The sequence below is a fragment of the Kaistia terrae genome (assembly GCF_026344005.1).
Classification (GTDB): domain Bacteria; phylum Pseudomonadota; class Alphaproteobacteria; order Rhizobiales; family Kaistiaceae; genus Kaistia; species Kaistia terrae.
This window is the reverse complement of sequence record NZ_JAPKNH010000001.1, coordinates 328,125-341,710: the sequence shown is the minus strand read 5'-3', so window position 1 is coordinate 341,710 and position 13,586 is coordinate 328,125. Positions and strand designations below refer to the sequence as shown.

Sequence of the window (13,586 nt, the reverse complement as noted above, 5' to 3'; positions counted from 1 at the left end):
GACGCCTCGGCAATCCCCCGAAAACGTACCGCGATATCGTCACTAGTCTTCGGCGATCGTCAATCCACGCCTGCTCCGTCGCAAAAGCGGCGAAGACGCGGCACTGATATTGCGCGGTCCTAACATAGTTTCTGAACCTTGACCAGTCGCCGCGAGGGGGCGTGACAACCCTCTCCAAGAGGCCTGCGAAAACGCAGATTCCTCAATTAGATCATAGCCATACCGCCGTTAACGTGGAGGGTTTGACCGGTCACGTATGCCGCTTCTTGAGAGGCCAGGTAGACCACTGCGGACGCGATGTCGTCGGCAGAGCCGAGACGCTTGGCCGGAACCCGCTCGAGAAGGGCGGTGCGAATCTTTTCGTTCAGCGCGTCGGTCATCGCGGTTTCGATGAAACCGGGAGCGACGCAATTGACCGTGATGTTGCGACTCGCCACTTCCTGGGCGAGCGACTTCGACATCGCGATCAGGGCCGCCTTCGACGCGGTATAGTTGCCCTGCCCGGCATTGCCGGTGACGGCAACGATCGAAGTGATCGAGATGATGCGGCCATAGCGGCGACGCATCATGCCGCGCAGCGCCGCGCGGGTCAGGCGGAAGGCCGAGGTCAGGTTGACGTCGAGAACGTCCTGCCAGGCTTCGTCCGACAGGCGGGCGAACAGCATGTCGCGGGTGATGCCGGCATTGTTGATCAGGAGATCAAGCTCGCCCATCGCCTCTTCGGCGCGCGGGACCAGCGTCTCGACTTCCTCGGCGACCGAGAGGTTGCACGGCAGGACATGGACATTGGTGCCCATTTCCGTTGCCAGCGCCTCGAGCGCCTCGCGACGCGTGCCCGAAAGGGCGACGGTAGCGCCCTGCTTGTGCAGCGCCAGGGCGATCGCCCGGCCGATGCCACCGCTCGCGCCGGTTACCAGCGCGCGCTTGCCGGTCAAATCGAACATGACGACTTCCTTCTGATTACCCTGTTCATGCCAAACTTGGCGGCAACACGACCGGCGATCAAGCGAGACGCTCGATCGCGGCGGCCACGTCGTCGGGCGTGCCGACATTCAGCGTCTGTGCCTCGGGCGCGATGCGCTTGGCAAGCCCCGACAGCACCTTGCCGGTGCCGATTTCAACAAACAGGTCGGCGCCGTTCTCGGCCAGCCAGCTGACCGATTCGCGCCAACGCACCATGCCGGTGACCTGCTCGACGAGACGAGCGCGGATTTCGGCCGGGTCGGAAATCGGCGCGGCCAGCACATTGGCGACCAGCGGCACGACGGGCGCGTTGATTGCTACCTGAGCCAGCGCCTCGGCCATGACGTCGGCGGCCGGCTGCATCAGGCGGCAATGGAACGGCGCGCTGACCGGCAACAGGATCGCGCGCTTGGCGCCCTTGGCCTTGGCGATATCCAGCGCGCGCTCGACGGCGGCCCTGGTGCCGGAGATGACGACCTGGCCGGGGCCATTGTCGTTGGCGGCTTCACAGACATCGCCCTGGGCGGCTTCGTCGGCGACGGCCTTGGATGTTTCAAAATCGAGACCGAGAAGGGCTGCCATGGCGCCCTCGCCGACCGGCACGGCCTGCTGCATGGCGGTGCCGCGAATGCGCAGCAGCCGGGCGGCGTCGGAGATCGACAGGCTGCCGGCAGCGGCCAGCGCCGAGTACTCGCCGAGCGAATGGCCGGCCACATAAGCGGCCTTCGAGACGGAGAAGCCCTGGGCCTCCAGCACGCGAAGCGCGGCGAGGCTGACCGCCATCAAGGCGGGCTGGGCGTTGGCGGTAAGGGTCAGCGTCTCGATCGGACCGTCCCAGAGGACAGCGGAGAGCTTCTGGCCCAGCGCGTCATCGACTTCGTCGAAAACGGCGCGTGCTTCAGCGAAGTTATCGGCGAGCGCCTTGCCCATGCCGACGGCCTGGCTGCCCTGGCCGGGAAATGTGAGAGCGATCGTCATGGCTGGCCCCGCACGAAATGTTACTGCGATGGTTGTCGCGTGTTCGGCGGCGGCTAATCGTCTGTTCCGGCGTCCAAGTCAAGTCTGGCGCGTTTCTGCAACGCTTTCCGGCCGCCAAAACGGAGGTGAGAATCGGCCGAATCCGATCGATTGTGACGCTGCGGGGCAGCGTCCCGGAACCGCTCGAGCCTGCTCTCGACGCTGCGGCAGCAAGGATTTTGACCGGCTTTCGGTCCATCGGCGGCGGAGCGTTGTCCACCGCCGATGTCGAAGTTCGTTTCGTCAGGCGTGTTTGACCTTCCGGATGTCCGGCAGGAACGCCGTCAGCAGGCCGAGGATCGGCAGGAAGGCGCAAACCTGGAACACGAAGGTGATCGAGGTCCAGTCGGCGAGTTCGCCGAGAGCCGCCGCGCCGATGCCGCCCATGCCGAAGGCGAAACCGAAGAACAGGCCGGAGATGAGACCAACCTTCCCGGGCACCAGTTCCTGCGCGTAGACGATGATCGCCGGGAAGGCCGACGACAGGATGAAGCCGATCACCACCGACAGCGCGATCGTCCAACCGAGGCTGGCGTGCGGCAGCAGCAGCGTGAAGGGCAGCACGCCGAGGATCGAGAACCACATCACGAACTTGCGGCCGAAACGGTCGCCGATCGGGCCACCGGCGATGGTGCCGGCAGCGACGGCGGCGAGGAACACGAACAGATAGAGCTGCGAGTCCTTCACCGACACGTTGAACGTCTCGATCAGGTAGAACGTGTAGTAGCTGGTCAGCGCCGCCATGTAGAAGAACTTCGAGAAGATCAGCACGGCGAGGATCAGGATCGAGCGCTTGACCACATTGAGCGGCAGCGTCTGTACGGCGGGGGCGATGTTGGCTTTCTTGCGCTCGCGCTGATGGTCCCGATACCAGAAACCGACGCGGGTCAGGATCAACATGCCGGCCAAGGCCACCAGCGAGAACCAGGCAACGCTGGCCTGGCCGCGCGCCAGCACGATCAGCGCTGCGAGCAGCGGGCCAATGGCCGAGCCGAAATTGCCGCCGACCTGGAACAGCGACTGGGCGAAACCATGCCGGCCGCCCGACGCCATGCGGGCGACGCGCGAGGCTTCCGGATGGAAGATCGAAGAGCCCATGCCGATCAGCGCCACCGCCAGCAGCAGCATCGGATAGGACGAGGCGATCGACACCATCAGCAGGCCGCAGAGCGTCACGCCCATGCCGACCGCCAGCGAGAAGGGCTGCGGATTCTTGTCGGTATAGATGCCGACGACGGGCTGGAGAATCGACGCCGTCAGCTGGAACGCCAGCTGGATCAAGCCGATCTGTCCGAAGCTCAAGGTGAACTCTGCCTTGAGGATGGGATAGATCGCCGGAATGACCGACTGCATCAGATCGTTCAGCATATGGGAGATGCTGATGGCCACCAAAATACCCAGGGAGGTCCGTTCCGCGATACCGCGGGCGGACGACGCGGGCAAAACTTGCGCGCTCTCGCTCACTTCCAACGTCCTTGATTGAGGTTGACCAGGGGAAGGGCGAGCCCAAAAGCGGCGATTCCGGAGGTCTTTCCGAGGAAAAGCACTATGGCCGCGGTCGATTGGAAAGAAAAGTGCAGAAAAATTGATGGTGTCATCACGCAAATCGATGTTTTGCAATGCCGAAGCGTCCATGGGCGACGCGTCCGTGCCAGGCGCGACTGGCAAGGCAGCAAGGTGATGTCCAATCCCCCGCCCTTGCGATAAACAGGAGGGCGAGCACAACCGCAGCGACGCTTGGGAAGCCGAGCCGCCGCCTCGTCAGGTGGAGACGTCCCGATGGCAACGGATCCGAACAGCCCACGCGAGCCGACGCCGCGCATCGATGCAACCTTCCGCAACGGCTCGCTGACGGCGATCGGTATCGTTCTCGGCTTCTCCCTCGGCTTCACGGCGCAATGGGCGACGGACGAAGCCCCCTGGATCACGTCCGACTATGTGGCAGCGATCGCCCTCGTCATCGGCATCGTGCTCCAGATCAAATCGCTGGCCGAGATGCTGGAGGTCAACTCGCTCGAAATCCCGGTCTACCAGAAGGCCAAGAATCGCTTCATGAGCGGCCTTCTGGTTACAGCCTTCGGCATTGCCATGGTGATCATCGTCAACGCCGCCACGGCGAGTTGAGACTTCGCAGTACCCCTCAGGCGCGCAAAGCCGCCGCCGCCGGCTGGCGATAGGCCATCAGGGCGGGAATAGCCGCCAGGATCGCCGCCACGCCCAGCAACGCCAGGACCAGCGCCCAGTCAGCGTTTGAGAAGGCTACCGGCAGGACCACGCCGTTCTCGCGCGTGAAAATCGCCGAGAGGAATTTTGCTGCGCCAAAGCCGAGCCCCAGTCCGAGCAGGACGCCGCCGGCGACGAGCAGGAACAACTCCGTCCAGACGATGCCGAACAGCGCCAGGCGCGGCGCACCGAGCGCGCGCAGAGCCCCGATCTGGCGACGTCGCTGACCAACATGAACGATCGTCACCAGCGCGATCGCCGCCGCCACCAGCGCCTGCGCGCCGATTGCAACCGCGCTCAGCACCCTCTTGGCATCGCCCAGCGTGGCGTAGAGCCTGGTCAGCACCTCGCCGGGAAAGACGGCCATCGTCGCGCCGGTTCGATATTGCGCCCGCAGCTTGTAGGCGTCGGCAAAGGTCTTCGGCTTGACGAGGATGGCGGGAACGCCGGGCGTCGTCTCGCTCCAGGGGCCGCCCAACGCTGCGGTCTGTTCCTCGCCGTGATGATGATCCGGCTCCGCCTCATCGTCATGACTGGCAGCATGATCCTGGCCGGGGCCATCATGGTCGTGATCGTGGCCTGCCGCGTCATGCGCATGCGCACCGCCCGCCTCCATGCCGTGAATGCCCCAGACAGCTTCAATCGGCACGAGGATGGCGCGATCCCAGGGCGTGCCGGTGGGCTGCATGCGGCCAACGACGCGATAGGCGATCTCGGCATGGGTGTGACCGCCCTCGCCCGGCATGCCGTGCATCGGCTTGACTTCCTGCCCCAGCTTTAGCCCGACTCCAGAACCAATGACGGCTTCGGCCCGGGCGGTAAATGCCCGGCCCTCGGCAAGTCCGCCACCGGCGCCGTCGATCAGTGCCGTCGTGGTGCCGACGATTGGCTGGCCGTCGAACGAATCGCCGAATCCGACCGGCGCCGCCCAGCTGACACGCGGATCCTCCGCGAGATCGTGCAGCACCTTGCCCGGGACGAGCGGCAACGGCGCCGCCTGCAGGAAGATGGACGACAGCACCAGTTGCGTCTCGCTGCCAGCCGCGCCGACGACGAGATCGAACTTGTCGGCCGCCCGCGCACTGCCGAGCCGGAGCGCCCGCTCCTGCAACGTCACGGCGACGCCCAGCGCGGTTGCCAGCGCAACCAGCAGGACGACGACGAGCGAACCGGCCCAAAGGCGACGAAGGTCGGCGAAGACGAAGCGAATCATGCGCGTGGCCCCCCGGCGGGTGCGACAAGCTCTCCTGCGGGCTCGGCAACGATCCGCCCCGCAACGAGGCGGATGCAGCGATCCATCCGTTCGACTAGTCGCGCATCGTGCGACACGACCAGCAGTGTCGCGCCCTCCTCGCTAGCCAGTTCCAGAAGGAGGTCGGCAACGACCGCGCCGCTCTCGGCATCGAGGCTGGCGGTCGGCTCGTCGGCGACAATGACGCCCGGCTTGCGCAAGAGCGCGCGGGCCACGGCAACGCGTTGCATCTCGCCGCGCGACATGGTGGTGATCGACTGGTCGTGTCGCGCGAGCCCGACCCGGCTCATCAGCTCTCGCGCACGGCCGATATGCGACGCGACGCTGCGGGCGCGCAGCCGCACGGGCAAAAGCACGTTCTCCAACGCCGAGAGGCCCGCAAACAGATGAAAATCCTGCATCACCAGCCCGACATTCTCGGCCCGCCAAGCGTCGCGCTTCGATTCGGGCAGCGTGGCGATGTCGGTATCGCGCCAGCGCACGGCGCCCTGTGTCGTGCGCTCGAGCCCGGTGACGATGTTGACCAGCGTGCTCTTGCCGGAGCCGGACGGCCCGGTGACGGCGACACGCGATCCAGGCGCGATCTCCAGCGCCGGGATCGACAGGACCGGCGTCGGCAGGCCGGGAAACGAGATGGCGAGGCGTTCGATAGAAAGTCCGAGCATCGGGTCAGACTTCACCGAAGCTGGCATTGCGCAGGCGCAGCAGGCTGACGAAGCCGGTCTCGGGATCGGTCCAGGATCCGAACTCCAGCACGCCCTTCACCTCGATGACGGCGTTCGGCTGCACGAAGGTCTGCTTCTCGCCGAGATAGACGACAAGGATGTTGTCGGGCCAATCGGAATCGGACGAGCAGAACGGGCAGAGCGCCATCGGAATTTCTGTGAGGACGAAGAAGGCCGCCTCGGCCTTGAGCGGCGGCGCCATGAAGCCGCGCATCGTCACGGTCTGGCCGGCCAGTTGCTTGACCTTGTCGGAGAAGGTCAGGCCGAGAACGCCGACGGAGCCGTAGAGTTCATCGAAGGTCAGCGTCGGCAGCGCGGCAAGCGCGGGCTGCGCAACGAGCACAGGGGCTGCCAGCGCGGCGAGGCTTCCGAGCAGCGCTTCGCGCCGCGATATCCGAACCAGCGTCATCGGTCTCTCCTATCAAAGGTCGCAAGACCCTCCTTCACCTCTCCCTGAGGGAGAGGTCGACGGCCGCAGGCCGGCGGGTGAGGGTTTACGGCCTCTCCGGATGGGTCCCTAAACCCTCACCCGGAGCTGCGCTCCGACCTCTCCCTCAGGGAGAGGTGAAGAACGAAGGAACCGGGTCGGGATCCAGGCATAAATGGCTCCGGGCGCTTGCGCCCGAAGCCTGTCTTTCAGGATACGGCCAGCGGCCGGCGGATCACTTCTTGGCGGGCGCGAGCGCCAGTACGTCGACGATCACGCGGTAGACGTCGCTCTGTTCCATGTAGCCCTTGAAGCCTTCCGAGCCGGGGCCGGTCGACTGCAGGACGACGTCATCGACGGCATGGACGCCCGAGTCGCCTTCCTTCGGGATGTTGCCCTGGACGAAGACGGCGCCGGGAACGTCCTTGTAGGCTTCGTTCGCGACATATTCCTTCTTCTCGTTCTTCACGGCCGGGACGAACGGGCCGTCGAGCTTCGGACGGAAGGTCTCATAGTGGTCCGGGCCGTTATTGGCGGCGAGGAACAGGCGGCGCGACACGTCGATCGTGTCCGGATAGCCGTCCTTGTCGGCGTCCTTGTAGTTCGGGAAGCCGGCATCGGCGTAGGTGCCGACCTTCTCGCGCATTTCCGGACCGGTCTTCTCGTCATCGACGGTGCCGATGATCGAGACGCCGTGGGTATGGTCGCCGGTGACGATGATCAGCGTGTCCGGGTTCTTCTCGGCGAAGGCGCGGGCAGCGGCGACAGCCTTGTCGAACTCGATCGTCTCGACGACGGCGCGGTCCCAATCGAGCGGATGGGACATCTTGTCGATGTTGGCCGCCTCGACCATCAGGAAGAAGCCTTCCGGATTCTTCGAGAGCTGCGCCAGCGCGGTTTCGGTCATCTCGACCAGGCCGGGCTGGTTCGGGAACTTCCCGACAGTGCCCTTCTTCAGGAAGTTGCGGTCAAGGACGGTGTCCATGTTGCCGGTGTGGAACAGGCCGAGGATCTTGCCGGTATTGGTGCCGGCCGCCTTCTCGAGTTCCGCCTTGTCGGTGGCCAGCGTGTAGCCCGCGTCCTGGAACTGCTTGATGTAGTCCTTGTCGTCCTTGCGCTTGGAGCCGGGCGTTTCCTTGCCGAGGAAGTAGGCGGAACCGCCGCCGAGAACGACGTCCGGTTGGACGTCGAACATCATGCCGGTGATCTCGGCCTTGTCGGCGCGCTTGCGGGTGTGGGCGACCACGGCGGCCGGGGTCGCGTCCTGCAGTTCCGACGTCGTGACGATGCCGATCGACTTCTTGGTCTGGCGACGCAGCGCCTCGGCGAGCGTCTCGACCTTGGGATCGTCCATCGAGGCCGGGGTGCGGTCGGCATAGACGCCGAGCGCGTTCACGGCCGTCTTGTGGCCGGTCATGTAGGCCGACATCGTGTTGGCGCTGTCGGTGGCAACCGCTTCGGTCGAGGACGTGCCGATGAAGGCCATCCGGTCGAGGTCGTCCATGGCGAGGCGGCCGTCAGCCTTGCCCTCGGTCATGCCCTTGGACATGATCCGGGCGGCGGTGCGGTGCGCGACGGAAAGGCCGTCGCCGATCAGGAAGATGACGTTCTTGGCCTTGGGCTGCTCGGCCGTGCCGTAAACAACCCAGGTGACGGACTTGGTCTCGCCACCGGCGGTCGCCTCGACGGCGTAGTCGCCCGGCGTCGCCAGCACGAGCTTGCGCAGCGTCAGCGCCGAACCGAGCTTCTTGTCGTCCTTGCCGAGTTCGGTCTCGGTGAAGGTCGCCTCGGAGCCGAAGACGGTCTTGTAGTCCTGGCCGTTGACGGTGACCTTGATGTCCTCGGGCTTCACCGTCTCGTTGAACTCGACCTTGAAGTCGAACGGCGAGCCGGCGAGAATCGTGGCGCGGTCCAGCGGATAGACCGTGGTCGCCTGTGCGGTGCCGGCGAGCATGGTCGTCGCGGCGAGCGTGAACAGCAGTTTGCGCATCGGGAGCCTCTTCAATGGGTGGGACCGCGCTGCGGCCGACCATGCCGACCTAAAACTTGCGTATGACACCCATGTGAAATCGGCCGGCGAAACCGGGGCAAGAATGAAAGCCGGCGAGGTATTTGGCGCTATCGGCTTCAGGGCCGTTCGGCCGAGGCCTTGATGAAATCGACGAAGGCCCGCAGCGGCGCGGGCACGAGGCGGCGACCGGGATAATAGAGAAACGGCCCCGAGAAATGCTGCCACCACGGCTCGAGGATCGGCTCCAGCGTACCGCTGTCGAGATGTGGCCGCAGCCAGTCCTCGAACAGATAGATAATGCCGGTGCCGGCGATCGCGGCGTCGACGGCGAGATCGGTGGCCGACCCCGCCTGCACGATCAGCGGCCCGGTCGGATCGACACGAACGATTTCGCCGTCGCGCTCGAACTCCCACGCCGGCATGGACCCGCTGGAAAAGCGGCCGCGAATGCAGGCATGGTCGAGCAGATCGCGCGGATGCTCCGGCCGCCCGCGACGATCGAGATAGGCGGGCGCTGCGGCGGTTGCGAAGCGCTGGACGCGCGGCCCGATCGGCACGGCGATCATGTCCTGCTCCAGCCGCTCGTCGTAGCGTATTCCCGCATCGCAGCCGGCAGCGAGCACGTCGACGAAACTGTCCTCGGCGGTCACCTCCAGCCGGATTTCGGGAAATGCCGCGAGAAAAGGCGGAACGATGCTGCCCAGCACGAGTCGTACCGCGCTGATCGGCACATTGAGCCGCAGCACGCCGGCCGGCCGATCACGATATCCGTTGACGACGTCGAGCGCCGCCTCGACCTCGGTCAGGGCGGGCGCGAGCCGCTCCATCAGCCCCCTGCCCGCTTCGGTCAGGACGACGCTGCGGGTGGTGCGATTGAGCAGCCGGACGCCGAGTTGCGCCTCCAGCCGACGCACCGCCTCGCTCAGTGCCGACGCGCTGCCGCCGCTGACGCGCGCGCCTTCGCGAAAACCCCTGGCGCGTGCCACGGCGAGGAAGGCATTCAGATCGCTGAGATCTACCGTCATTGTTCGTCAATCCGCACAGCCCGTGCTGATTGTATCCGATTATCGCCGAGGGACGCAGCCTCTATCTGAGTGTCACCCAGAAGGAGACAGACGATGACGAATATCGACGCGGCCGGCAGCTACAAGCTCGGCGATAGTACGGTGAAGCGGCTCGGCTACGGCGCGATGCAACTGGCAGGCCCCGGCGTGTTTGGCCCCCCGAAAGACCATGACGCGGCGCTGGCCGTGCTGCGCGAGGCGATTTCGCAGGGCGTCAACCACATCGACACCAGTGATTTCTACGGCCCGCATGTCACCAACAATCTGATCCGCGAGGCGCTCCACCCCTACCCGGACGATCTGGTGATCATCACCAAGATCGGCGCGCTGCGCGGCGCGGACAAGTCTTGGCAGCCAGCCTATGCGCCGGAGCAATTGAGGCAGGCGGTGCACGACAACCTGCGCAATCTCGGCCTCGACGCCATGGAAGTCGTCAATCTCCGCATCATGTTCGACACGCACGGTCCGGCCGAGGGATCGATCGAGCCGATGCTGACGGTGCTGGCCGATCTCCAGCAGCAAGGGCTGGTGCGCCATATCGGCCTCAGCAATGTGACGCCGGCACAGGTCGCCGAAGGGAAGAAGATCGCCAAGATCGTCTGCGTGCAGAATCAGTACAATCTGGCGCACCGAGGCGACGACGCGCTGATCGACGATCTCGCCCGCGACGGCATCGCTTATGTGCCGTTCTTCCCGCTTGGCGGCTTCAGCCCGCTGCAGTCGTCGACGCTGAACGAAGTCGCGACACGTCTCGGCGCGACGCCGATGCAGGTGGCGCTCGCCTGGCTGCTGCGCCGCTCGCCGAACATCCTGCTCATTCCCGGCACCTCGTCGGTCGCCCATCTCAACGAAAACCTCGCTGTCGCCGATCTCACCCTGCCGGACGAGGCGATGGCGGAGCTCGATTCCATCGGCGCGAGGTAGGCCCTACGCGCGGGCAAGGAAGCAAACCCCTCACCCCAGCCCTCTCCCGCGCGGCGGGAGAGGGCGTTTGTCGGCGCCTGGCCCGATACCGATGAAGTCCGCCGCCCTAAGCCCTCGCCCGCTCGCGGGCGAGGGTTGGGTGAGGGTCTTTCTTTCAATTCTCGAGTACGCCAAAGTTCTATGAGCCGCTTTTCGGGCAGGATCACCCAAAGCAAGCCCCAAAGAATCCCAGTCGCCTTGCCTTCCCGGCCATTCCCGTATATGCACCGCCCGTCGTATCGACACCCGGCCGGGGGTTGAACGGAAGGCGGCGCAAGCCGTAGGGATCACAAGGATCCCGTCTTCCCGTGTTCCCGCTCTCGAAGTTCGTACCGATCAGCCTTTCTCGAAGGCTTCGGTGAGGCTTGGCGCCGGGAAATGAAAAGGAAGGGCAATCATGCCGCTTTATGAGCACGTATTTCTGTCGCGACAGGACGTGTCCGCACAGCAGGTCGAAGCACTGACCGAGACGTTCAAGGGCCTCATCGAGGCCAATGGCGGCACGGTCGGCAAGATCGAGCAGTGGGGCCTGAAGTCTGTTGCGTTCCGCATTCGCAAGAATCGCAAGGCGCACTACACGCTGATCAACATCGACGCACCGGCGGCCGCCATGGCCGAGTTGGAGCGTCAGCAGCGCATGAACGAAGACGTCCTCCGCATTCTGACCCTCAAGGTCGAAGCGCATGAGGAAGCCCAGTCTGCAATGCTGCAGAAGCGCGATCGTGACGATGGCGACCGTGGCGGCCGCTTCGGCGACCGTGGCGACCGTCCGCGCGGCAGCTTCGGTGGTGGCGCTGGCGGTGGTTTCCGTGGCGACCGTGAAGGTGGCGCCGGCGGTGGTTTCCGTGGCGAGCGCCGTCCGCGCTCGGATGAATCTGAAGGAGCGGCTGAATAATGGCTGACGTCGGCACAACCAGCACCTCCAGCGGCGGCCAGCGTCGTCCGTTCTTCCGTCGCCGGAAGACCTGCCCCTTCTCCGGCGCGAACGCACCGAAGATCGACTACAAGGACGTCCGTCTCCTGCAGCGCTACATTTCCGAGCGCGGCAAGATCGTTCCATCCCGCATCACGGCGGTCTCCGCCAAGAAGCAGCGCGAACTCGCCCAGGCGATCAAGCGCGCCCGCTTCCTCGGCCTGATCCCCTACGTGATCAAGTAAGACTTCTGTCGCCGGAGACGTAAGTCTCCACTCGCGACAGGTTGAATTCGTCGGACCGACGCCTCGCGCCGGTCCGACATCCGCCCGATGGGCGAGACTTCATGAAGCCTCCCAGAGGCAAGACTTGGTTGGGGTTTGGCCGGGCTTCCCGTGACCTGCCTCTAACCGCTCTCGAAGCGGGACAGCGAGATACCATGTTGATGCGGAATATCCTGATTGGTTCTGGAGCCGGAATGGCGGCAGCGTTGCTGTTTGCCGGGCTCATCAGCGGGACCGCCCTCGCCTTCCCCCTGTTCATCCTGTCGCCCTTGCCGATCGCCATCGCCGCGCTTGGTTTCGGCACGCTTTCCGGCGCCGCCGCGGCGACACTTGCCTCCGCGCTGATCGGCTTCACGCTCAGCTACCTCGCCGGCGGCCTCTATTTCATCCTCTTCGCAGCGCCCGTCGCCTGGGCAGCGCATCTCGTCGGCCTGTCGCGGCCGGATGATGCCGCGCCCGGCGGACGGCAGTGGTTTCCGCTCGACGTCGTGCTGATGCGCGTGGCCCTCGCCATTTCCGTCGCCGTCGTCTTGACCGGCTTCCTGCTCGGCTACGATCCCGAGGCATTGATCACCCAGACACTGGCGGTCCTGAAGACGTGGCTTGCCCAGACCGACGGCGTCACGCCGACGGATGCGGAACTGGAGCCGCTGGTCCGCTTCAACATCGCGCTGATGCCGTTCACCTCGGCAAGCCTGGCGCTCGGCATCCTCGTGCTCGCCACCTGGCTCGGCGCCCGGATCGCGAAGATGTCCGGCCTGCTGAAGCGCGAATGGACGCCGCTCTGGACGGTCGTCCTGCCGCAGTCGGCAGCTTTGTTCTTCGGCCTCGCCTTTGTCGCCAGCATGCTGCCGGGCATCCCCGGCCAGATCGGCGGCGCCGTCGCCGGCGCCATGGGCTTCGCCTTCGCGCTGACCGGCTTCGGCCTACTGCACGCGGTACTCATCGGCAAGGCGGCGCGGCCGCTGCTGCTGTTTCTGGTCTATGCCGTCAGTTTCATCTTCCTGCTGCCGCTCGGCATCATGGCCGTGGTCGGACTGGCCGACACGGCGCTTCAATTCCGGGCCCGGCGCTCCGCGCCTCGTCCCGGCATCTCGTAATCACCAATCGAATTCTCGAACGAAGGAGTTAATCTCATGGACGTTATTCTGCTGGAACGCGTCGCAAAGCTCGGCCAGATGGGCGATGTCGTGCACGTCAAGGACGGCTTTGCCCGTAACTTCCTGCTGCCGCAGGGCAAGGCGCTGCGCGCCAACGAAGCCAACAAGAAGCGCTTCGAGAACGAGAAGGTCCACCTCGAGGCTCGCAACCTTGAGCGCAAGACCGATGCCGAGAAGGTCGCCGAGGCGCTCAACGGCCAGTCGTTCGTCGTCGTCCGCCAGGCAGGCGAGACCGGCCAGCTCTACGGTTCGGTTTCTTCGCGCGACGTGTCGGACCTCGTCACCGAAGCCGGCTTCTCGGTCGGCCGCAGCCAGGTCGTCCTGGAAGTTCCGATCAAGACCATCGGCCTGCACGATGTCGTGATCGCGCTGCATCCGGAAGTCGAAGCAACCGTCTCGATCAACGTCGCTCGCAGCGCCGATGAAGCCGCTCGCCAGTCGAAGGGCGAAGACCTGTCGTCCGTTCAGGACGATTTCGAGCTCGAGCCGCTGCCGGAAGGCGAAGGTTTCGCCGGCGTCGACGACGAAGAAGAGATCTAATCAACAGCTCCTTTCACACGAAGGGAGCCTTGGTTTTGGAAGGG

General features: G+C 65.1%; 14 protein-coding genes. 6 read left to right on the top strand and 8 right to left on the bottom strand.

Annotated elements, in window-relative coordinates:
• Nucleotides 1-206: 206 nt before the first annotated feature.
• The 3 genes from fabG to OSH12_RS01660 all read right to left on the bottom strand — a co-directional run bounded on the left by fabG (nucleotide 207) and on the right by OSH12_RS01660 (nucleotide 3,444).
• A complete protein-coding gene (gene fabG, locus OSH12_RS01670) occupies nucleotides 207-944 on the bottom strand; it encodes a 3-oxoacyl-[acyl-carrier-protein] reductase (RefSeq protein WP_266341766.1) in 738 nt (245 codons plus the stop codon).
• 58 nt (nucleotides 945-1,002) lie between these two features.
• Complete coding sequence (gene fabD, locus OSH12_RS01665) at nucleotides 1,003-1,941, bottom strand: ACP S-malonyltransferase (RefSeq protein ID WP_266341765.1); 939 nt, start codon at nucleotides 1,939-1,941, stop codon at nucleotides 1,003-1,005.
• Nucleotides 1,942-2,223: 282 nt separating this feature from the next.
• A complete protein-coding gene (locus OSH12_RS01660; protein ID WP_266341764.1) occupies nucleotides 2,224-3,444 on the bottom strand; it encodes an MFS transporter in 1,221 nt (406 codons plus the stop codon).
• A 315-nt stretch (nucleotides 3,445-3,759) separates the two neighbouring features.
• On the opposite strand from OSH12_RS01660, the gene OSH12_RS01655 reads away from it, so the two are divergent.
• A complete protein-coding gene (locus OSH12_RS01655; RefSeq protein WP_266341763.1) occupies nucleotides 3,760-4,104 on the top strand; it encodes a hypothetical protein in 345 nt (114 codons plus the stop codon).
• Nucleotides 4,105-4,120: 16 nt separating this feature from the next.
• Here the strand turns inward: OSH12_RS01655 and OSH12_RS01650 are convergent, their stop codons facing one another.
• The 5 genes from OSH12_RS01650 to OSH12_RS01630 all read right to left on the bottom strand — a co-directional run bounded on the left by OSH12_RS01650 (nucleotide 4,121) and on the right by OSH12_RS01630 (nucleotide 9,643).
• Nucleotides 4,121-5,416 (bottom strand): FtsX-like permease family protein, encoded by a 1,296-nt coding sequence (locus OSH12_RS01650; RefSeq protein ID WP_266341762.1) that lies wholly within the window; start codon nucleotides 5,414-5,416, stop codon nucleotides 4,121-4,123.
• Nucleotides 5,413-6,120, bottom strand: a complete 708-nt coding sequence (locus OSH12_RS01645) for an ABC transporter ATP-binding protein (protein WP_266341761.1) — start codon at nucleotides 6,118-6,120, stop codon at nucleotides 5,413-5,415. The genes OSH12_RS01650 and OSH12_RS01645 overlap by 4 nt, the downstream gene beginning before the upstream one ends.
• Nucleotides 6,121-6,124: 4 nt before the next feature.
• The gene (locus OSH12_RS01640; RefSeq protein ID WP_266341760.1) at nucleotides 6,125-6,589 is read right to left on the bottom strand and encodes a hypothetical protein; all 465 of its coding nucleotides are present in this window, start codon (nucleotides 6,587-6,589) and stop codon (nucleotides 6,125-6,127) included.
• A 253-nt stretch (nucleotides 6,590-6,842) separates the two neighbouring features.
• Nucleotides 6,843-8,597, bottom strand: coding sequence for an alkaline phosphatase (locus OSH12_RS01635; RefSeq protein ID WP_266341759.1), 1,755 nt, complete (start codon nucleotides 8,595-8,597; stop codon nucleotides 6,843-6,845).
• Between the two features lie 137 nt (nucleotides 8,598-8,734).
• Complete coding sequence (locus OSH12_RS01630; protein ID WP_266341758.1) at nucleotides 8,735-9,643, bottom strand: LysR family transcriptional regulator; 909 nt, start codon at nucleotides 9,641-9,643, stop codon at nucleotides 8,735-8,737.
• 93 nt (nucleotides 9,644-9,736) lie between these two features.
• Between OSH12_RS01630 and OSH12_RS01625 the strand changes: the two genes are divergently transcribed.
• From OSH12_RS01625 to rplI, 5 genes are all read left to right on the top strand, one after another.
• Complete coding sequence (locus OSH12_RS01625; protein ID WP_266341757.1) at nucleotides 9,737-10,606, top strand: aldo/keto reductase family oxidoreductase; 870 nt, start codon at nucleotides 9,737-9,739, stop codon at nucleotides 10,604-10,606.
• Between the two features lie 436 nt (nucleotides 10,607-11,042).
• The gene (rpsF, locus tag OSH12_RS01620) at nucleotides 11,043-11,540 is read left to right on the top strand and encodes a 30S ribosomal protein S6 (protein ID WP_266341756.1); all 498 of its coding nucleotides are present in this window, start codon (nucleotides 11,043-11,045) and stop codon (nucleotides 11,538-11,540) included.
• Nucleotides 11,540-11,803, top strand: coding sequence for a 30S ribosomal protein S18 (rpsR, locus tag OSH12_RS01615; RefSeq protein ID WP_266332246.1), 264 nt, complete (start codon nucleotides 11,540-11,542; stop codon nucleotides 11,801-11,803). Before rpsF ends, rpsR begins: the two co-directional genes overlap by 1 nt.
• 233 nt (nucleotides 11,804-12,036) lie before the next feature.
• Nucleotides 12,037-12,942, top strand: a complete 906-nt coding sequence (locus OSH12_RS01610; RefSeq protein ID WP_266341755.1) for a hypothetical protein — start codon at nucleotides 12,037-12,039, stop codon at nucleotides 12,940-12,942.
• Between the two features lie 36 nt (nucleotides 12,943-12,978).
• Nucleotides 12,979-13,542 carry a 50S ribosomal protein L9 gene (gene rplI, locus OSH12_RS01605; protein ID WP_266341754.1) on the top strand — a complete coding sequence of 188 codons (564 nt, stop codon included), beginning with the start codon at nucleotides 12,979-12,981 and terminating at the stop codon, nucleotides 13,540-13,542.
• Nucleotides 13,543-13,586: the final 44 nt, after the last annotated feature.

Bases quoted from the DNA above. Each gene is read 5' to 3' on its own strand.
- fabG (WP_266341766.1), bottom strand. From the start codon at position 944: ATGTTCGATTTGACCGGCAAGCGCGCGCTGGTAACCGGCGCGAGCGGT.
- OSH12_RS01630 (WP_266341758.1), bottom strand. From the start codon at position 9,643: ATGACGGTAGATCTCAGCGATCTGAATGCCTTCCTCGCCGTGGCACGC.
- OSH12_RS01655 (WP_266341763.1), top strand. From the start codon at position 3,760: ATGGCAACGGATCCGAACAGCCCACGCGAGCCGACGCCGCGCATCGAT.
- OSH12_RS01610 (WP_266341755.1), top strand. From the start codon at position 12,037: ATGGCGGCAGCGTTGCTGTTTGCCGGGCTCATCAGCGGGACCGCCCTC.
- rpsR (WP_266332246.1), top strand. From the start codon at position 11,540: ATGGCTGACGTCGGCACAACCAGCACCTCCAGCGGCGGCCAGCGTCGT.
- OSH12_RS01640 (WP_266341760.1), bottom strand. From the start codon at position 6,589: ATGACGCTGGTTCGGATATCGCGGCGCGAAGCGCTGCTCGGAAGCCTC.
- rpsF (WP_266341756.1), top strand. From the start codon at position 11,043: ATGCCGCTTTATGAGCACGTATTTCTGTCGCGACAGGACGTGTCCGCA.
- OSH12_RS01645 (WP_266341761.1), bottom strand. From the start codon at position 6,120: ATGCTCGGACTTTCTATCGAACGCCTCGCCATCTCGTTTCCCGGCCTG.
- rplI (WP_266341754.1), top strand. From the start codon at position 12,979: ATGGACGTTATTCTGCTGGAACGCGTCGCAAAGCTCGGCCAGATGGGC.
- OSH12_RS01650 (WP_266341762.1), bottom strand. From the start codon at position 5,416: ATGATTCGCTTCGTCTTCGCCGACCTTCGTCGCCTTTGGGCCGGTTCG.
- OSH12_RS01635 (WP_266341759.1), bottom strand. From the start codon at position 8,597: ATGCGCAAACTGCTGTTCACGCTCGCCGCGACGACCATGCTCGCCGGC.
- fabD (WP_266341765.1), bottom strand. From the start codon at position 1,941: ATGACGATCGCTCTCACATTTCCCGGCCAGGGCAGCCAGGCCGTCGGC.
- OSH12_RS01625 (WP_266341757.1), top strand. From the start codon at position 9,737: ATGACGAATATCGACGCGGCCGGCAGCTACAAGCTCGGCGATAGTACG.